Below are 18,668 nucleotides of genomic sequence, written 5' to 3'. Positions count from 1 at the left end.
TCAAATATGACCGATATCGGTCAGGAAACGGTGCAGCAGGTTTGCATATTCTTCGGGCTGCTCGACGCAGGGCAAATGACCGGCCCTGCGCATCAACTCGAACTTCGATCCGGGGATCAACTCGATGGTCTCGCGCACCAGATCGGGCGGGGTCGAGCCATCCTCGCTGCCCGCAATGCCCAACGTGGGCAGGCGCAAGCCGCTTGTGGGGGTGAAAAAATCCGTGCCCGAAATGGCCGCACAACACCCAATATATCCTTCGGCAGGCTGGCGTTCCATCATGTTTCGCCAAAGCAGCATATCAGGCGTGGTGCGAAACGCGCGCGAGAACCAGCGCTCCATCGTGGCGTCGGCCAGCGCCTCGATCCCATCCTTGCGGATGGCGTCGATCCGGTCCTGCCACATGGTGGGCGTGCCGATCTTGGCCGCCGTGTTCGACAGCACCAGTGCGCGCACCTGATCCATGCGTTTAACGGCCAAGCCTTGCGCAATCAGCCCACCGATAGACAGGCCCACAAACACGCAGTCGCGTACATTCAGAAGATCTAGCAACGCTTCGGCATCCCGCACCAGCGCCCCCATCGAATAGGGACCCGTTGGGCACGACGACAGGCCGTGCCCGCGTTTGTCATACCGAATGATCCGCAGACCAGCGGGCAGATGGGGCAGCACGGCGTCCCACAGGCGCATATCGGTGCCCAGTGAGTTCGCGAACACCACCGGCACCCCATTGGGATCGCCGTCAATCCGGTAGTGAAGCTGGACATCCCCAAGATCAGCGATCTGCATTACTGTTTCCCCGTTCATCTCATCTGGCGCCGACTAATACCCAAATTGCGCAGGATTTGTCAGGTCAGGAACTCCAGCGCTTTGACAAAGACATCCGGGTCTGTGTTGCCGCCCGAGGCGACGACGATCACCGCATCACCCTCGATCTCGTCGCGCCGAAACAGGGCCGAGGCCAGCGATACCGCTCCGCCCGGTTCCAGAACAATCTTGAGGCGCAAGAAGGCCAGCGCCATGGCGTGCATGGCTTCATCTTCGGACACAGACAGGCCGGGGCCGCACAGGCGGTTGAGGATGGGGAAGGTGATGTCCCCCGGTTGCGGAGTCAGGATAGCGTCGCAGATATTGCCGCTGGTTGCCGCGTTGCTTTGGATTTGCCCCGTCTCCAAAGAGCGTTTCACGTCGTCAAACCCCTCGGGTTCGCAGGGGCGGGGGCGCAGACCGGGAGCGTGTTCTTCAAGCGCCAGCGCAATGCCCGAGGTCAGCCCGCCGCCACCGCAGCACACCAGCACATCTGCGTGTTTCACGCCCAAATCCGCAGCTTGCCGGGCGATCTCCAGACCAGTGGTGCCTTGCCCGGCAATCACTTGCGGTTCGTCATAGGGGCGGATCAGGGTCAGGCCACGCTCGGCGGCCAAAGCCTCGCCAATTTCTTCGCGGCTTTCCGTGGCGCGCTCGTACAGAACCACCTCACCGCCCAGAGCGCGGGTGTTGTTGATTTTCAACTGGGGCGCGTCTGACGGCATGATGATCACCGACGCGATGCCGTGACGGGTCGCGGCGTGGGCCACGCCCTGCGCGTGATTACCCGAAGAAAAGGCGATCACGCCACGATTGCGCTCGGCTTCGCTGAGTGCAGAGATCGCCGACCATGCCCCGCGAAACTTGAAACTGCCGGTATGTTGCAGGCATTCGGGTTTAACTAGCACCCGGCGGCCCGCAATCTCGTCCAGAAACGGGGAGGTCAGGATCGGTGTTTCCCGCACATGGCCCCGCAACCGGTCGGCGGCCGCTTCAATCATTTGCAATGTGCTCATACGGCGTCCAATACGTTGCGGATCAAATCCAGGGATTGCGGTTCGTCCAGAAAGGGCGCGTGGCCCCGGTCAGGGACTTCGACTGAGACGAGGCCGGGATGACGTCTATGCATCTCGGCCAGAGTGTCCTTGCCAAGAACATCGGAATTGGCACCCCGAATGACGCCGGTTGGAATATCGCGCAAAGCCTCAAAAAACAGCCACATATCCGGGATCGCCCCTGCGGCGGCCTGTTCCAGCAAGGCGGTGCGCAACCCCAGATCATAGCGCAAAGAAAGGCCCTGTTCGGTTTCCTGGTTCTGGAATTCAGCCATTTTCCGCCATCGCTCCAGCGGAACTCCGGGGAATTGTTCGGCCATCATATGCTGCAGGGCAAGAGCTGCTTCATCATAGGTTTTGGAAACCGGCTTTTTGCCGACATAGCCCATGATTTTGGCAATCCCAGACGTGTCGATAACCGGCCCGATATCGTTCAGCACGACCGAGGCCAAACGCTCGGGGTGACTGGCGGCCAGCGCCATGGCTATCAACCCGCCGCGCGAAGTGCCGATCACCGAAACCCGCTCAAGCTCAAGATGGTCCAGCAATTCGATCGCGTCATGGGCTTCGCGCAGAACGTTATAGTTGCCGTGGTCGGTGTCATATTCCGACTGGCCGCGCCCTCGGTAGTCCATCGCAATCATCCGATGATCTGCCATATGCGGTGTCAGAAACGAGAAGTCCTGGGTATTACGTGTCAGCCCTGCAAGGCAAAGGACGGGCGAACCTGATCCGTTTTCTTCGAAATACAGGTTCTTTCCATCTGTTGTTGTAAAAAATGTCATTCCAGCCCAGCAAGTTGAGGGATCGTCGTCAGGTCGGACAATACATGCGCGGGCCTCCAGGGCAAGCGGTCCATCGGTTCTTGCGCGCGGTTGACCCATGCGGTGGTAAAACCATAGCCACTGGCGCCTGCGGCGTCCCAGCCGTTTGAACTCACGAACAAAATCTCGCCCCGTTCGCCGCCGAACCGTTTCTGCACCAGATCGTAGACGCGCACATGGGGTTTGAAGACGCCGACGCTTTCGACCGACAGGACATCGTCAAGCACATCGCCAATCCCCGCAGATTGCACCGCACCGTCCAACATCGGCGGCGAGCCGTTCGACAGAATCGCGGTCTGCAATCCTCCGGCCTTGAGCGCTTGCAGCATCTGGGGCACTTCGGGGTAGGCCTGCAACTCCCAATAGAGGTCGAGCAGACGTTGCCGTAGTTTTGCATCGCCATCCAGACCGGTGGCCTCCAAAGCCCAATCCAACGCGTCCTGCGTGACATCCCAGAAATCCGCATGTGCGTCCGAGACCGCGCGCAGCCAAGTATATTGCAACTGCTTCAGGCGCCAGTAATTGGCCAGTTCGGGCCATTTCTGCCCCAGTGCTTCAAACTCCGGCTCGGCTGCGGCCTGTCGTGCGGCGGCGGCTACGTCAAACAGCGTCCCGTAAGCGTCGAAGATACATGTTTTGATCGGCATCTGATCCCTCCATCCCTGGGGCGCAGGTTGGCAAAAGAGGAACGGGTTTACAATGGCGTGTCACACTCTAGGGTTGGTCGCTCAACTCTTTAACGGCCGGAGGCCAGAATGACCGCTATCAAACAGGGCGACACGGTTCGCATTCACTATACGGGGACGTTGCTGGACGGGAACGTATTTGACAGCTCGGACGGGCGCGATCCGCTGGAATTCGTGGTCGGCTCGGGGCAGATCATTCCGGGACTCGACAGTGCCATGCCCGGCCTGACAGTGGGCGAGAAGAAGAAGGTCGAGATTGCCTGCGTCGACGCCTATGGGCCGATCAATCCGGAAATGCGGCAGAGCATCCCGCGCGAAGGCATCCCCGATGATATCCCGCTGGAGCCCGGTTCACGTCTGCAAATGCAGGCACCCGACGGACAGGTTATGCCGGTGACGGTGGTCGAAGCGGATGAGGCAACAGTGACACTGGACGCCAACCATCCTTTGGCCGGTCAGGATCTCGTGTTTGATATCGAGGTGGTGTCGATCAACTGACCCCGCGCCGATGCGGATCAGCCTGTCAGCAGGCTGGTCCAGGATGCGACTGCGGTTCTGACCTGCGGCTGGGTCAAATACACAAACAGCATCAGTATTGTGGTCAGGCCCAGCAGGGCTATGCGCCCTCGCGCACCCAGAAATCCAGACTTGCGACGGGATCGGGACGTGCGCGCGGTGCTTGCCGCGATATGTTCAGCTTTGCTCATACCCGTATCCCTGCCGGTGAAAGATGGTCAAATCTGGGCACCGGCGGGGAAAATTGGGGTCACATAAAGTCAGGCTGCGGCATGCCCAGAACGTGGAAGCCACCATCTACCTTGATGATCTCGCCCGAGGTGCATGCCCCGGCCTCGGATGCCAAATAAACAGCGGTGCCGCCTACGGCCTCAAGCGTAGCGTTCGAACGCATGGGCGCGTTCTGGTCGCAGAACTTGTAGGTCTTGCGTGCGCCACCGATGGCCGCACCGGCCAGCGTTTTCATCGGACCGGGCGAGATGGCGTTGACGCGAATGCCTTCGGGGCCAAGATCATTGGCCAGATAGCGCGTCGCCGATTCCAGCGCCGCCTTGGCCACACCCATCACGTTGTAGTTCGGAACCACGCGGTTCGAACCCTGATATGTCAGCGTCAGCAGCGTGCCACCATTGTCTTTCATCATCGGATAGGCGCGGCGCGCGACCTCGATGAAGGAATAGGCCGACACGTCCATCGAGTGTTTGAAATTCGCCCGCGTCGTGTTCAGGAAGCGGCCGGTCAGTTCCGACTTGTCCGAATAGGCAATCGCATGAACCACGAAATCAATGGTGGGCCAGCGTTCGCCCAGCTCGCCGAACGCTCGGTCCAGCGAGTCGTCATCGGTGACATCGGCGTCGACCATGAAGTCGCTGCCGAGGCTCTGGGCCAGCGGCTCCAGCCGTTTACCAAAAGCCTCGCCCTGATAGGTGAATGCCAGTTCGGCACCGGCCTCGTGCATGGCTTTGGCGATACCCCACGCGATCGAGCGGTCGTTCGCCACGCCCATGATCAGGCCGCGTTTGCCTTTAAGAAGATCCGACATCACATTCACCCGTTATACTTTGAAAGAACCATGGATCCGTTGGTGCCGCCAAAGCCGAAGCTGTTGGTCATCACCGAGTCGAGCCCCGCATTTTCAACGACCTGCGTTGCAATTTCACCGGGCTGGATGCCTTCGGCGAGCGTTTCGACATTGATCGACGGTGTAATGAAATCATTGTCCAGCATCAGCAGGCAGAAGATCGCCTCCAATGCGCCTGCGGCACCTTGCGCGTGGCCGGTCATCGACTTGGTCGAAGAAATCGGCGGCACGTTGCCTTCGCCAAAGATGCGGCGTACGGCTTCAACCTCGCCCACATCGCCGACCGGGGTCGAGGTTCCGTGGGCGTTGATGTATCCAACCTTGCGGCCTTCGGGTAGTGTGGACAGTGCCAGACGCATCGCGCGTTCGCCGCCTTCACCCGAAGGGGCCACCATGTCATGGCCGTCCGAGGTGGCGGCATAGCCGGTCACTTCGGCATAGATCTTGGCACCGCGTGCCAAAGCGTGATCCAGATCCTCAAGCACGACGATCCCGCCGCCACCGGAAATCACGAACCCGTCGCGATTCTGGTCAAAGGCGCGCGAGGCTTTGTCCGGCGTGTCGTTGTATTTCGATGACATTGCGCCCATCGCGTCGAACAGGCAGGACAGCGTCCAGTCCAGCTCTTCTCCGCCGCCTGCAAACATCACGTCCTGCTTGCCCAGCATGATCTGTTCCGCCGCGTTGCCGATGCAATGCAGCGAGGTCGAGCAGGCCGATGTAATCGAATAGTTGATGCCCTTGATCTTGAACGCCGTCGCAAGGTTCGCCGAGATGGTCGAGCACATGCATTTCGGCACCGCAAACGGCCCGATCCGCTTGGTTGCGCCGTTCTTCAGCACGGTTTGATGCGCAGTCAGCATCGCACTGGTCGAGGGGCCACCCGAGCCGGCCACCAGACCTGTGCGCGGGTTCACCACCTGATCTTCGGTCAGACCGGAATCTGCGATCGCCTGACTCATCGCGATATGGGCATAAGCCGCACCGGGACCCATGAAACGCAAGGTACGCTTGTCCACATGCTCGGTCACGTCGATCTTCAGCGAGCCGGCAATCTGGCTGCGGAAACCGTGTTCGACCATCTGCTCATTGGCCTCAATGCCGGATTTGCCAGCTTTGAGTGAGGCCAGAACCTCTTGGGCATTGTTCCCGATGGAGGAGACAATCCCCAAACCGGTGACAACTACTCGACGCATATGCGTGCTCCTTATTTCGGGCCGATCAGGCTCAGGCTTCGGACAGGACGACTTTCATGTCCTTGACGTCGTAAATCATTTCACCGTCCGCTTCGACGATACCATCCGCCACACCCATGGTCAGGCGGCGCGTCTGGATCGCTTTTTTGAAATCAATTTTGTAAGTCAGCATCTTGCGGTCGGGGCGGACCATGCCGGTCAGCTTGACCTCGCCCACGCCAACAGCCATGCCACGCCCCTGCCAGCCGCGCCAGCCCAGGTTAAAGCCGGTCAGCTGCCACAGGCCATCCAGCCCCAGACAACCGGGCATAATCGGGTTGCCGGGGAAGTGGCAGTCAAAGAACCACAGGTCCGGAGTAATGTCGAATTCCGCCAAAACATGACCTTTGCCATGGGCTCCACCATCGGCTGAGATATCGGTAATCCGGTCCATCATCAGCATCGGCGGGGCGGGCAACTGCGCGTTACCGGGGCCGAATAATTCGCCACGGGCGCATTTCAGCAGATCATCCTTGTCAAAGCTGCTCGGGAATTGGGCCATTCTTGCCGCCTCTCCTGCCAGGGGTCCGTTTATCTAATCTGGCCTCGTCTAGCACCCGTATGCAAGGTCCTGCAAGAGCGGTGACATACATCATGACCAGTTCCGTCTGTTCTTGCGAATGAATTTCATTTGAAATTCCTAGGCCTCAGCACTTATATATACACAAGCAACAAATCGGTATCGGATTCATGACACCAGAAAGCCAGAGCATAGCCACTAATTGGTTGGTTCACGCCGGATTGCGCCCGACACGTCAGCGCGTGGCCCTGGCGGAGCTTTTGGTGGGTGACGGAAATCATCGTCATGTCACCGCGGAAAGCCTGTTTGAATCGGCCAAAAAGAACGGCGATGCTGTGTCTTTGGCGACGGTCTACAACACGCTGCGCGCGTTCTGCGAGGCCGGGGTGTTGCAGGAAATCACCGTGGACGGTTCAAAAAGCTATTTCGACACCAACACCCATGACCATCCGCATTTCTTCTGGGAAGACGAAGGCCGCCTGAGCGATGCGCCGTCGGACCAGTTGGTGATTCAGCGCCTGCCTGACGCGCCTGAGGGGGTCGAAATCGCGTCGGTCGATGTAGTGATCCGTCTGCGGAAGAAATAACCTTACGTCGATAATTCAGCCAGGACCTGTTGCGCCCGTTCGGTAAGCGCATCCAGCGGTCCCGTACCGTGCCGCGCCAGCACAACCGGCTCGCGCGCGATCTGGTCAGTGACGGGCAGGCTGACCAGCGGCGTTCCGTCGTAGCTGAGCGGGGCTGGGATGTTGGCATAAGTCATCGCAACCCCTTCTTTATGCGCCGCAAAGCTGCGTTGAATTTCCAGCGATGCTGCTCGGTGGGCAACCTTTGGGGTCTGTCCGGCTGAGCGGAAGAGATTGAGAAAATGTTGTGCCGAAAGCCCTTCATCCGACAGGATCAAGGGATAGGCGGCCACGTCACTTAACAAGACGTGTTCCCGCCCCGCAAGCGGGTGATCCGGAGACATCACCGCGTTCGGGGAATTTGCAAACAACTGCGTCGTCGAGAAGCCAGCATCCAAAGTCAGGCCGTAGGTGAATGCCAAGTCGATTTCCCCCTGAACCAGGCCCGAGACTAGGCCCTGTAAATCCGCCACGCGGTAGGTCACAGCGACATCTGGGAGTTCCCTGCGCAACAGGCGCAAAGCGCGCGCCAGCAAGAACGGCGCAAGATCTTCGAAACATCCCAAGCGCAGGCGCGCCGCCGCAGGTCCCTCGGCAGATGAGTTTTCCAGTTGCGCTGCGCGGGCCAGCAGGGCCTCGGCCTGTTCGATGAACCTGCGCCCTTGTGGGGTCAGGCTCATGGCTGCGCCGCGTTTGCGGGTGAATAGTGGGTGGCCCACTTGTTCTTCGACCCGTGTCAGGGCGTTGGACAGAGCGGGTTGGGACACATTCAGATGCTGCGCTGCCGCCGACAGGCCCCCATGTCGACCGATGGCGCAGACATATTCGTACTGTCGTAGAGAAAGATATAACATGACTTTATATCTACCTTCAAAAGATATGACTTGAACAGAGTGCAATGCCATGCGCAGATCATCGCACAACCGGCTCGGAGACGAACATGACCCACTCCCTTGTGACGCAAGACATGATCGACACTTATCAGCGTGACGGCGTCGTGCTGATCAGGGGGCTGTTTGCCGACTACGTTGATCGCCTGCGCGACGGAGTAGCAGCGAATATGGCGGATCCCGGTCCATATGCCTCGGACAACAAGAAACAGGGCGAAACGGGACTGTTCTTTGACGACTACTGCAACTGGTCGCGAATCGAGCAGTTTCAGGACGTAGTCCACAACTCTCCGGCGGCCGAGGTCGCGGCGGATCTTATGCAATCGCAGACCGTGCAAGTGTTTCACGATCATGTACTGGTGAAAGAGCCGGGGACCTCGATGGCGACGCCCTGGCATCAGGATGGTCCGTATTACTTTGTCGAAGGTCGGCAGACGATCAGCTTTTGGTCCCCGCTGGACTCGGTGTCACAGGCCACCTTGCGCTGCGTGGCCGGATCGCATCGGTGGGAGAAAGAGGTGTTGCCGACCCGCTGGGTGTCTGAGGAGGGGTTCTTTGCGGATGAGGGCCAGTACATCCCTGTACCTGACCCGGACACCGAAGGGATGAATGTGGTCGAATTCGAAATGCAGCCGGGCGACGCGGTAGCTTTCAACTATCGCACATTGCACGGCGCACGCGGGAATCACTCAGACAGTCGCCGCCGCGCGTTTTCGTTGCGGTTGGTGGGGGATGATGCGCGCTATGTGGAGCGACCCGGCCGCACCTCACCCCCGTTTCCGGGCCATGACATGGTGCCGGGGCAGCGCCTGCGCGAGGATTGGTTTCCGATGGTGTGGCCGCGATAGGGGGCTCTGCGCCCGGCGCGGCGGGGCCGCACCTCCCCCGGGATATTTTTGGCCAGATGAAGGGCGGATCAGAACCATTGTCCCGGTTCGATCAGGCCCAGGTCCAGCAACTGGTTTGAGGTCCATTCGAACGCGACCGAGTTGCGCCATTGAAAACTTGGGATTTCAAAGGTCGATCCTGCGTTTGATTTCAGAGCCTTTGCCGCACGGAAGGAACAGATCGCAGCCGTCAGGTTATGATGCCAGGGGCAGGAATAGGTGTTGTATTCCTGTGTGTTGAACGTGTGATCTGACCGGAGCGTCAGGCCCTTGCGGGATTTGAACAGACCAATCCGGTCGATGCGGCGGCGTTCATAAGGAATGTGATCTTCAAACCGCCAGCGCAGCCCCCCTGACATGTCCAACTGCCGTTCAACCGGGTGGCCGTCGGGCGTGTGGCGGGTGTGTGCGTAGTACCCGCTTCGGTCCAGCATCGCGCGATCCGGAGCAACCCCGTTGGGGAAAGCCGCCAGATCGTCAGCATAGAGGTCGACCACGTGGGTCAACATTGCATCACGGCGTTCTTCGGTGTGAAAGGCCAGCATCTCGCCGATGGTGCGGGTCTCGCAGAAGGGGAAGAACAGGTATTCGGCGTTGTAGCAATAATACATCCAACGCGTCGGGGCCGATGCGATCATAGTATTGATCGTGTCGAAGACGACTGTGCGCGGGGCGCAGGTCAAAGTGACACGGTGTATGCGCTCGGCCAGATCGTCGGACAAAGTGAATTCGGTGGGCATGAAGGCTACCAGCGCAGCGAAGCCGAGGTTCAGGTGGTGACGGATCGTGCTTTCGACCTCGACCTCATCCTCGGCAAAGATCAGAGCAATTGGGCCTTTTGACAGCGTGGGTATACCAGATCGCAGAAAGGAATTCACCGAGTCGTATTGCATGGCCTGTTCGCGCTCGTCTTGCTGGCGTTTCGGGCCAAAATCGGGTAATCGCGCGGGCATTGCAAGCGGCGTTCGTAAGGTATAGACGACGCCGATCCCGCGAACGCAAAGGCCTTACCCATGTCGGAACCCAAAAAGCTGTACATCAAGACCTATGGTTGCCAGATGAACGTCTATGACAGCGAGCGTATGGCCGAAACGCTGGGCGGTCAGGGATATGTGGAAACCCAAAGCCCCGATGACGCGGATATGATTCTGCTGAATACCTGCCATATCCGCGAAAAGGCGGCTGAGAAGGTCTATTCCGAGTTGGGTCGCTTCAAAGGGCTGAAAGCGGAAAAGCCCGATTTGAAGATCGGTGTGGCCGGTTGTGTTGCACAGGCCGAGGGTGAAGAGATCATGCGTCGTCAGCCTCTGGTCGATCTGGTGGTGGGGCCCCAAAGCTACCACCGTCTGCCCGAGATGGAGGCCAAGACCCGCGAGGGCGCCAAGGCGCTGGACACCGACTTCCCCGAGGAAGACAAGTTCGAAAAGCTCAAGAACCGGCCCAAAGCCAAGCGTGGCCCGACGGCGTTTTTGACCGTTCAGGAAGGCTGCGACAAGTTCTGTGCCTTCTGCGTTGTGCCCTATACCCGCGGGGCCGAGGTTAGCCGCCCGGCGGATCGCATCATCCGTGAGGCGCGGGATCTGGTCGAACGCGGCGTGCGTGAGATCACTTTGCTGGGTCAGAACGTCAACGCCTATCACGGGGCCGGACCCAACGGTGACATGACGCTGGCCAGGCTGATCTGGGAGTTGAACAAGGTTGACGGGCTGGAGCGTATCCGGTTCACTACGTCGCACCCCAACGACATGGCCGATGACCTGATCGAGGCGCACGGAACCTGCGACAAGCTGATGCCCTATTTGCATCTGCCGGTTCAGTCGGGCTCGGACCGGATTCTGAAGCGGATGAATCGCAGCCATACGGCAGACAGCTATTTGCGTCTGATCGAACGTATTCGCGAAGCACGGCCGGATATCATGATGTCAGGCGACTTCATCGTGGGCTTCCCCGAGGAAACCGATGCGGATTTCCAGGCGACATTGGATTTGGTTGAGCAAGTCAGATACGGATACGCGTATTCGTTCAAATATTCGACCCGTCCGGGAACGCCGGCAGCCGAGCGGTCTCAGGTTGATCCCGAGGTGGCGGATGATCGCCTACAGCGCTTGCAGGCCGTGATCACCCGGCATCAACGCGAAATTCAGGATGCGATGGTGGGCCGAAACGTGCGTGTTTTGTTTGAAAAGCCGGGTCGTCTACCGGGGCAGATGGTCGGAAAATCCGAGTATCTTCATTCGGTTCACGTGGCCGACGCGGATTTGGCCATCGGAGAGTTGCGAGACGTACGCATCACCTCGTCGGGCGCGAATTCGCTGGCGGGTGAGCTTGTCTGACACGCGCGCTATCTGTGATGAAAACGCCAAGGGTCAATTTGAACTGAAAATTAACGCTTGATTTATCGCTTCGTTCTATGCTCCGAGAAAAGCCAGATTTTTTAGGGACCTACGACATTTGTAGCCTCTGAATTTTCGGGTTGTGTACTGACGCGGGCAAAGTGTCTGGGCCTTGGAGGGTGCGAGTGGTAGTCGAAAGAAATAAAACAAAGCTTTGTTTGCAGTTTGTTTTGGCGGTGATGGTTTCGCTTTTGGGGCTCTCAGGGGCAGCGATTGCGGGCAATACCGATGCCGCCTTGTCAGACCCTCCGGTATTGGATCCGCAGCGGGTTGATCGCGACGTTAGCGCTTTCTATCTGGGATTGACGGCGGGATACGCAAGTGGCGGAACGGATCAGTTCGGTTTGGCCACACCAGGCGGCACGTTTCCCATTGGCGAATTGGACTTGAACGGGTCATTCGGCGGCGTTCGGGCTGGATGGCGCGGTGTTCTTCCGGCCAAAGGCGGGCGCGACTATGTTTACGGCCTTGAAATCGGGTATGAGTTCGGCTCGATTGACGATGAAACAACCGCGCTGATCAGTGGAACGACAGTCACCGGCGGGTCCGAAGTGTCGGACGTGTTGTCCATCCGATTCCGCAATGGCCTGACAAACAAAAGCGGCTCCATCCTTTATTTTGTGTCCGCTGGCTATGTGCGCGGCGACATCGAAACGACAAACAGCATCACCACCGGCGCAACGACACAGTCATTTCAGGAGAGTGACAGCCGGGATGGATTCTCGCTAAGTATTGGGGCCGAGCATTACCTGAACGACGATTGGTCAATCACCGGCGAATATGAATATGTTCAGTTTCAGGGTGAGGATATCGAATTTGGCAACGGATTCTCGACCCGTTCCACGCCGGAGTATCGCAGTCTTCGGTTTGGTCTGACTTATACGTTCTGATTTGCAGAGAGTGCTCTGTCGAATGCCGGGATGATTGGCTGAAATTACAGTCAATCGGCGGAATTGTCATCTGATCCGGAAAATTTGAATCTGTGGCTTGCACCTACCGGCAATTGTTGTCACGCTCAGGGTGAAACGCCAAGACAGGAGAACGGATTGGCCATCGGTGCCCTGACCCCACCGCAAGATGAAATGCCCCAGCGTGAGGCGTTTGTTGAATTTCCAGACAACCGGTTGTTGATTGACCTTTGCGGCGAATATGACCGCAATCTGACCGACATCGAAAACAAGCTATCGGTTCAGATCGTGCGCCGTGGCAATCAGCTTGTCGTCATGGGTGACGATGATGCCCAGAAACAGGCGATTGAGGTGCTCCAGGCGCTTTACACACGTCTGGAAGGCGGGCGCGAGGTTGAAGCCGCAGATGTGGATCGTGAGTTGCGCATGGGCGGGTCCGAGACCGGAACCGGCAGCCGCGACGGCGATCAGCTTGAGATGTTCAAGGGCGGCACGGTCGAGATCAAGACTCGCAAGAAACTGGTCGAGCCCCGCACAGACGCGCAGAAAGCCTATGTGCAGTCGCTGTTCAACAATGAACTGGCCTTTGGAATCGGGCCGGCAGGCACGGGTAAAACTTATCTTGCCGTTGCTGTTGGTGTGTCGATGTTCATCGGCGGGCATGTGGATCGCATCATCCTCAGCCGTCCGGCGGTCGAGGCGGGCGAGAAGCTGGGATACCTGCCCGGCGATATGAAGGACAAGGTCGATCCCTACATGCAGCCGCTGTATGATGCGCTGAACGACTTTTTGCCCGGCAAGCAATTGGCCAAGCTGATCGAGGAAAAGCGGATCGAAATCGCGCCGCTGGCCTTCATGCGGGGGCGTACCCTTGCGAATGCCTTCGTGGTGCTGGATGAGGCGCAGAACGCCACGACCATGCAGATGAAGATGTTCCTGACCCGTCTGGGTGAAGGTAGCCGGATGGTGATCACCGGTGACCGCTCGCAGGTCGATCTGCCGCGCGGGGTGCAATCGGGGCTGGCAGATGCGGAACGTTTGTTGAAAACGATCCCGAATATCAGCTTCAACTACTTCACTTCCAAAGATGTGGTCCGCCACCCGCTTGTCGCCGCCATTATCGAGGCGTATGAGGCCGACGCGGGGCGTGAAACCGGATAAGGCCCGCGCTGCGGATACCGGGTATTGGGCGAATTGACATGGCTATTGAACTGACGGTCGAAGACCCCCGTTGGAGAGGTCTGGAAGCATTGGTAGACCGTGCCGCTCAGGCGGTGTTCCATCGTTTTGATCTGGATGCAGATCTGTGTGAAGTCAGTGTTCTGGCCTGCGATGATGCCCACATTGCCGCGCTGAACGCCGAGTTTCGGGAAAAACCCAGCCCGACCAACGTGCTGAGTTGGCCCGCCGAGGATCTGTCGCCCGAGGCCGCAGGCGATATCCCTGACCATCCGCAGCCCGATTTTACCGGTGAAATCGCTCTTGGGGATATCGCCATTTCCTTCGATACCTGCACCCGCGAGGCTGCCGAGGCAGGCAAACCCATGGACGATCACGTGACGCATCTGATCATTCACGGATTGTTACATCTGCTGGGCTATGATCACATTCGTGACCCCGACGCCACTTTGATGGAGGGGCTTGAGGTCGAGATACTTGGCAAAATGGGTATTGATAACCCATATATAGTTTAATACGGGCCAGTCAGGCCGATCATTTGGACTAGGATAATGGGCGAAACAGACGGCAGTTCTATGGCGGCGCAAAGCGCGCAACCGCAGAACAGCGGCGAAAACAGCAAAGAGAAGACAGGGTTTTTCTCGCGAATAGTAGATGCGTTCTCAACCCCGACCGAGGGGGAGGCCACTGCGATGAATGGTCATGACACTGAGGCGACACAGCCACGCGGCATGATCAACCTGCGCCGGATGCGGGTTGAAGATGTGGCCATTCCCACGGCAGAAATCGTGTCAGTTCCTTCGACCATCTCCAAAGACGAGCTTGCGCAGGTGTTTCGCGAAAGCGGTCTGTCGCGGATACCTGTTTATGAAGGGACACTGGATACGCCTTTGGGCTTCGTGCACCTTAAGGATTTCGCGCTGACCCATGGGTTCAACGGAACATCATCCGAATTCGATCTGGTCTCGATGTTACGGACTTTGCTGTTTGTTCCGCCCTCGATGCCAATTGGGGTTCTGCTGACCAAGATGCAGACAGAACGTAGGCATATGGCCTTGGTGATCGACGAATATGGTGGTGTTGACGGGTTGCTGACCATCGAAGACCTGATTGAGCAGGTTGTGGGTGAGATTGCAGATGAGCATGACGCTGACGAAAGTCAGCTATGGGTGCAGGAAAAGCCAGGCTGCTATGTCGTTCAAGCCCGCGTCCCAGTCGAGGAGTTCGAGGCCGAGATTGGAAGGTCTCTGACCAGCCACGAGGATGTGGACGAGGAAGAAATCGACACGTTGGGCGGGTTGGTCTTTATGCTGTCCGGCCGCGTGCCTGCGCGCGGCGAGGTTGTTTTGCATCCCGAAGGCCCTGAGTTTGAGGTGATCGACGCCGACCCGCGCCGTATCAAGCGCCTGCGCGTAATGTTGCCGGATCTTGTTGCATGACCCCTGTGGGGGGCTGGCCATTCTGGCTGATCTTCCTGTCTGCCGCAGTGCTTGGTGGCGTGGCCGCCTTTGGCCTTGCTCCGTTCGGGTATTGGTGGGCGACAGTTATCGCGCTGACGCTGCTGGCCCCGGTTTACCTGTCCAGCAAAAGCCGAGGGCAGGCAGCCTGGATCGGTTGGGCCTTCGCGACGGGCTATTTCGTCCATGCCCTAAGCTGGATCGTTGAGCCATTTCTGGTCGACGCGCCGCGCTACGGATGGATGGCGCCTTTTGCGCTGGTGTTTATGGCCGGAGGGCTTGCCCTGTTCTGGGCTCTGGCATTTTGGGTGGCACGAAAATCCGGCGCATCGGGGGTGGGGCAAACTGTTTTGCTCGCACTGATCATCGCGCTGGCAGAAGCGGCGCGTGGCTATGTGCTGACCGGGTTTCCGTGGGCCGGGTTGGCGCAGGTCTGGGTGGACACACCCGTGGCGCAGGTTCTTGCTCTGACCGGGCCCTATGGGTTGGGGGCGTTGACCTTGCTGGCTACTCTGCCGCTGGGCGCGGCGCTGTCGCGGCGCAAGGGGATTTTCCTGCCTTTGTGTCTGTCGGTTGGTTTTGCAGGTCTGGGTTTGGGATACGCCGCGATGCGCCCGGACGTTACCAATACCGAACACATCGTCCGTCTGATCCAGCCGAACGCGCCGCAGCACCAGAAATGGGACCCAGACTATGCTCCGCTTTTCTTTGCCCGCCAGATTGAATTTTCGGCGCTGCAGCCACGCCCGGACCTGATCGTGTGGCCGGAAACCTCGGTTCCCGCTTGGCTGGGTAGCGCGCAGCCTTATCTGGACGCGATTGCCGAAGCCGCGCAGGGAACGCCGGTTTTTCTGGGCATTCAACGGGGGGATGGGCCCCGGATCTACAACTCGATGATCTACCTGAATGAAGATGGGCAGCAGCAGGGCCTGTATGACAAGCACCATCTGGCCCCGTTTGGCGAATACGTTCCGTTTGGGGACGTGATGGCCCGGTTCGGCATTCACGGCATGGCCACGACCACGGGCAACGGCTTCAGCGCCGGTCCGGGCGCTGAGCTGATCGAGGCGGGAAAGCTGGGGCTGGCCCTGCCGTTGATCTGCTATGAGGCGGTGTTCACGCAAGATGTCTTGTCGGCACCGGGGCGCGCGGATTTTCTGATGCAGATCACCAATGATGCTTGGTTTGGCACTCGGTCCGGGCCGTATCAGCACCTCGCCCAAGCCCAAATGCGCGCGGTTGAACAGGGCCTGCCAATGATGCGCGCCGCCAATACTGGTGTCTCGGCGATGATCGACCCTTTGGGGCGGATCACCAAGGCACTGCCACTTGGAGAGGCGGGGTTTATCGACGCGCTTTTGCCTGCCCCGCTGGCTCGGACACTGTATGCGCGGATCGGCGACTATCCGGTCTTTTTTGTGCTATTCGGCCTGACCGCGCTGCTTTGGCGCAACGCCCGGCGGGTAGACGCATAAATACCGATTGACCCCGGCTTTGTGCGGGCGTATCCCCTCGCATGCCCGTCACAACGGCTTCCTGGCGTGATGGGGAAATCTTAATGGAGCACATTCATGTCCCGACAGAACTATACTTTCACTTCGGAATCCGTGTCCGAAGGGCACCCGGATAAAGTCTGCGACCGGATTTCAGACGCCGTCCTTGACGCCTTTTTGAACGAAGAACCCGAAGCACGCGTCGCGTGCGAGACGTTTGCCACCACCAACCGGGTTGTCATCGGTGGCGAAGTGGGCCTGTCGGATCAGGACAAGTTGCACGACTACATGGCGCATATCGACGACATCGCGCGCGCCTGTATCAAGGATATCGGCTACGAGCAGGACAAGTTCCACCACGAAACCGTCGAAGTGACGAACCTGCTGCACGAACAATCCGCCCATATCGCGCAGGGTGTCGATGCCGCCGATGACAAGGACGAAGGGGCAGGCGATCAGGGGATCATGTTCGGCTATGCCACGACCGAAACGCCTGCGTTGATGCCGGCTCCGATCCAGTATTCCCACGCGATCCTGCGTCGGCTGGCTGAAGTGCGCAAAAACGGCTCCGAGCCTGCGCTGGGCCCCGATGCCAAGTCGCAGCTTTCGGTTGTCTACCGTGACGGAAAACCCGTCGGCGTCAGCTCGATCGTGCTGTCGACCCAGCATCTGGACGCGGCGCTGAGCTCGGATGACATCCGCGCCATTGTCGAGCCTTATATCCGCGAGACTCTGCCCGAAGGTTGGCTGTCGGCCGAGACCGAATGGCACGTAAACCCGACCGGCAAATTTGTGATCGGCGGCCCCGATGGCGATGCTGGCCTGACTGGTCGCAAGATCATCGTGGACACCTATGGGGGTGCAGCACCTCACGGTGGTGGCGCGTTCTCGGGTAAAGACCCGACCAAAGTGGATCGTTCGGCCGCCTATGCCGCACGCTATCTGGCAAAGAATGTAGTGGCTGCCGGTATGGCTGAGCGTTGCACGATCCAGCTCAGCTATGCGATTGGCGTGTCCAAGCCTCTATCGATCTACGCGGATACGCATGGCACGGGCCAGATCGCAGATGCGGCGATCGAAAAAGCCGTGGGCCAGGTAATGGACCTGACCCCGCGCGGCATCCGCGAGCATCTGCAACTGAACAAGCCGATCTACCAGCGCACTGCAGCCTACGGCCACTTCGGCCGCGAACCCGATGCCGATGGCGGCTTCAGCTGGGAAAGCACTGATCTGGCGGACGCGCTGAAAGCGGCGGTCTGATCTTAGACCAAAGGTGCGCCCATTCGGGCGCGCTCTATTCTGGTGCTTTTTGGGGGCGGCAGGTCTGTTGAGTGGACCGGTCGCCCTCTTGCGTCCGTGGTTTCGGCACAGTATGGGCTCGGCCCATGAGCACCGAGATCCCCCAACGCCCCCGCCGGAACTTTTATGGCCGCTTCAAAGGCAAAACCCTGAAGCAAAGCCAGAAGACCTATCTAAGCGAAGACCTTGATGCGCTGTCCCCGGGTGCGGTCGATTGGGAGAGCAACCCTGAACGCAAGCCGCTGGACTTGCAGGAGCTGTTTGACGGTCGCGACGTCTGGCTTGAGGTCGGCTTTGGTGGTGGTGAGCACCTGGTGCATCAGGCTGCGCGCAATCCTGACATCGGCATCATAGGGGCCGAACCTTACATTAACGGCGTCGCCATGTTGTTGGGTAAAATCCGGCAGGCGGGGGTTGAGAACCTCGCCGTCCATCCCGGCGATGCGCGTGATCTGTTCGATGTGCTGCCCGAGGCCAGCATTTCCCGCGCGTTCCTGCTCTATCCCGATCCGTGGCCCAAGACGCGGCACCATCGCCGCCGCTTTGTGACCCCGGAGCACCTGGAGCCGTTGGCGCGGGCGCTGAAACCGGGTTCGATCTTTCGCGTGGCGACGGACATTCCCGACTATGTCCGCCAAACGCTCGAGGAAGTGCCGCGCGCGGGGTTCGAATGGCTGGCGGAGCGCCCCTCTGATTGGCGCGAACCGTGGGACGACTGGATTTCCACCCGCTATGAACAGAAAGCTCTGCGCGAAGGGCGCACGCCGCACTACCTGACCTTCCGCCGCAAGGGCTGATTGCCGCTGGACCAT

The 18,668-nt window shown here is 59.1% G+C and carries 21 protein-coding genes and 1 riboswitch; of the genes, 11 read left to right on the top strand and 10 right to left on the bottom strand.

Going from position 1 to position 18,668, the window contains the following annotated elements; translation table 11 throughout:
- The 4 genes from pcaD to GOV80_RS04075 are packed head-to-tail and all read right to left on the bottom strand — an operon-like array spanning nt 1 to nt 3,333.
- On the bottom strand, nt 1-789 hold the full coding sequence (gene pcaD, locus GOV80_RS04090; RefSeq protein ID WP_170782936.1) for a 3-oxoadipate enol-lactonase: 789 nt from the start codon (nt 787-789) through the stop codon (nt 1-3).
- Between the two features lie 59 nt (nt 790-848).
- A complete protein-coding gene (locus GOV80_RS04085) occupies nt 849-1,823 on the bottom strand; it encodes a threonine ammonia-lyase (protein ID WP_170782935.1) in 975 nt (324 codons plus the stop codon).
- Nucleotides 1,820-2,647 carry an alpha/beta fold hydrolase gene (locus GOV80_RS04080; RefSeq protein WP_170782934.1) on the bottom strand — a complete coding sequence of 276 codons (828 nt, stop codon included), beginning with the start codon at nt 2,645-2,647 and terminating at the stop codon, nt 1,820-1,822. Before GOV80_RS04080 ends, GOV80_RS04085 begins: the two co-directional genes overlap by 4 nt.
- On the bottom strand, nt 2,644-3,333 hold the full coding sequence (locus GOV80_RS04075) for a haloacid dehalogenase type II (RefSeq protein WP_170782933.1): 690 nt from the start codon (nt 3,331-3,333) through the stop codon (nt 2,644-2,646). The genes GOV80_RS04080 and GOV80_RS04075 overlap by 4 nt, the downstream gene beginning before the upstream one ends.
- A 108-nt stretch (nt 3,334-3,441) precedes the next feature.
- Between GOV80_RS04075 and GOV80_RS04070 the strand changes: the two genes are divergently transcribed.
- Nucleotides 3,442-3,870: an FKBP-type peptidyl-prolyl cis-trans isomerase gene (locus tag GOV80_RS04070; protein WP_170782932.1), complete on the top strand. Its 429-nt coding sequence runs from the start codon at nt 3,442-3,444 to the stop codon at nt 3,868-3,870.
- A gap of 17 nt (nt 3,871-3,887) precedes the next feature.
- On the opposite strand, the gene GOV80_RS04065 is transcribed toward GOV80_RS04070, so the two are convergent.
- Genes GOV80_RS04065 through fabA form a run of 4 tightly spaced genes read right to left on the bottom strand, consistent with a single transcriptional unit; the run spans nt 3,888 to nt 6,706 of the window.
- A complete protein-coding gene (locus tag GOV80_RS04065) occupies nt 3,888-4,079 on the bottom strand; it encodes a hypothetical protein (protein ID WP_170782931.1) in 192 nt (63 codons plus the stop codon).
- Between the two features lie 59 nt (nt 4,080-4,138).
- Nucleotides 4,139-4,930 carry an enoyl-ACP reductase FabI gene (locus GOV80_RS04060; RefSeq protein ID WP_170782930.1) on the bottom strand — a complete coding sequence of 264 codons (792 nt, stop codon included), beginning with the start codon at nt 4,928-4,930 and terminating at the stop codon, nt 4,139-4,141.
- Between the two features lie 5 nt (nt 4,931-4,935).
- Complete coding sequence (gene fabB / locus GOV80_RS04055; protein WP_170782929.1) at nt 4,936-6,165, bottom strand: beta-ketoacyl-ACP synthase I; 1,230 nt, start codon at nt 6,163-6,165, stop codon at nt 4,936-4,938.
- 31 nt (nt 6,166-6,196) lie between these two features.
- Nucleotides 6,197-6,706, bottom strand: coding sequence for a bifunctional 3-hydroxydecanoyl-ACP dehydratase/trans-2-decenoyl-ACP isomerase (fabA, locus tag GOV80_RS04050; protein ID WP_170326986.1), 510 nt, complete (start codon nt 6,704-6,706; stop codon nt 6,197-6,199).
- 188 nt (nt 6,707-6,894) lie between these two features.
- Here fabA and irrA point away from each other — a divergent pair, with 188 nt between their 5' ends.
- A complete protein-coding gene (gene irrA / locus GOV80_RS04045; protein WP_170769903.1) occupies nt 6,895-7,311 on the top strand; it encodes an iron response transcriptional regulator IrrA in 417 nt (138 codons plus the stop codon).
- A gap of 2 nt (nt 7,312-7,313) precedes the next feature.
- Here irrA and GOV80_RS04040 read toward each other — a convergent pair whose 3' ends face one another.
- Nucleotides 7,314-8,204, bottom strand: a complete 891-nt coding sequence (locus GOV80_RS04040; RefSeq protein WP_170782928.1) for a LysR family transcriptional regulator — start codon at nt 8,202-8,204, stop codon at nt 7,314-7,316.
- Nucleotides 8,205-8,290: 86 nt separating this feature from the next.
- Between GOV80_RS04040 and GOV80_RS04035 the strand changes: the two genes are divergently transcribed.
- Nucleotides 8,291-9,088 (top strand): phytanoyl-CoA dioxygenase family protein, encoded by a 798-nt coding sequence (locus GOV80_RS04035; RefSeq protein ID WP_170782927.1) that lies wholly within the window; start codon nt 8,291-8,293, stop codon nt 9,086-9,088.
- Between the two features lie 68 nt (nt 9,089-9,156).
- Here GOV80_RS04035 and GOV80_RS04030 read toward each other — a convergent pair whose 3' ends face one another.
- A complete protein-coding gene (locus GOV80_RS04030) occupies nt 9,157-10,020 on the bottom strand; it encodes a glycosyltransferase family protein (protein ID WP_170783006.1) in 864 nt (287 codons plus the stop codon).
- Between the two features lie 120 nt (nt 10,021-10,140).
- Here GOV80_RS04030 and miaB point away from each other — a divergent pair, with 120 nt between their 5' ends.
- The 8 genes from miaB (at nt 10,141) to trmB (ending at nt 18,653) form a co-directional block, all read left to right on the top strand.
- Nucleotides 10,141-11,460, top strand: a complete 1,320-nt coding sequence (gene miaB / locus GOV80_RS04025; RefSeq protein WP_170782926.1) for a tRNA (N6-isopentenyl adenosine(37)-C2)-methylthiotransferase MiaB — start codon at nt 10,141-10,143, stop codon at nt 11,458-11,460.
- A gap of 185 nt (nt 11,461-11,645) precedes the next feature.
- Nucleotides 11,646-12,410 carry an outer membrane protein gene (locus tag GOV80_RS04020; RefSeq protein WP_336510117.1) on the top strand — a complete coding sequence of 255 codons (765 nt, stop codon included), beginning with the start codon at nt 11,646-11,648 and terminating at the stop codon, nt 12,408-12,410.
- Between the two features lie 156 nt (nt 12,411-12,566).
- Nucleotides 12,567-13,589: a PhoH family protein gene (locus GOV80_RS04015; RefSeq protein ID WP_170782925.1), complete on the top strand. Its 1,023-nt coding sequence runs from the start codon at nt 12,567-12,569 to the stop codon at nt 13,587-13,589.
- A gap of 38 nt (nt 13,590-13,627) precedes the next feature.
- Nucleotides 13,628-14,122: an rRNA maturation RNase YbeY gene (gene ybeY / locus GOV80_RS04010; protein WP_170782924.1), complete on the top strand. Its 495-nt coding sequence runs from the start codon at nt 13,628-13,630 to the stop codon at nt 14,120-14,122.
- A 36-nt stretch (nt 14,123-14,158) separates the two neighbouring features.
- Nucleotides 14,159-15,046: a hemolysin family protein gene (locus tag GOV80_RS04005; protein ID WP_170769909.1), complete on the top strand. Its 888-nt coding sequence runs from the start codon at nt 14,159-14,161 to the stop codon at nt 15,044-15,046.
- Entirely contained in the window at nt 15,043-16,539 is a 1,497-nt protein-coding gene (gene lnt, locus GOV80_RS04000) for an apolipoprotein N-acyltransferase (RefSeq protein ID WP_170782923.1), read from the top strand. Before GOV80_RS04005 ends, lnt begins: the two co-directional genes overlap by 4 nt.
- A 42-nt stretch (nt 16,540-16,581) precedes the next feature.
- Nucleotides 16,582-16,630: riboswitch (SAM-SAH riboswitch) on the top strand.
- Between the two features lie 5 nt (nt 16,631-16,635).
- Nucleotides 16,636-17,817 (top strand): methionine adenosyltransferase, encoded by a 1,182-nt coding sequence (metK, locus tag GOV80_RS03995; protein ID WP_170782922.1) that lies wholly within the window; start codon nt 16,636-16,638, stop codon nt 17,815-17,817.
- A 125-nt stretch (nt 17,818-17,942) separates the two neighbouring features.
- A complete protein-coding gene (gene trmB / locus GOV80_RS03990; protein WP_170782921.1) occupies nt 17,943-18,653 on the top strand; it encodes a tRNA (guanine(46)-N(7))-methyltransferase TrmB in 711 nt (236 codons plus the stop codon).
- The last annotated feature ends 15 nt before the right edge of the window (nt 18,654-18,668 follow it).

It is taken from the genome of Ruegeria lacuscaerulensis, assembly GCF_013034685.1.
Lineage (GTDB): Bacteria > Pseudomonadota > Alphaproteobacteria > Rhodobacterales > Rhodobacteraceae > Ruegeria > Ruegeria lacuscaerulensis_B.
The sequence above is the reverse complement of the archived record's forward strand: the minus strand, read 5'-3'. Positions and strand labels throughout refer to the sequence as shown.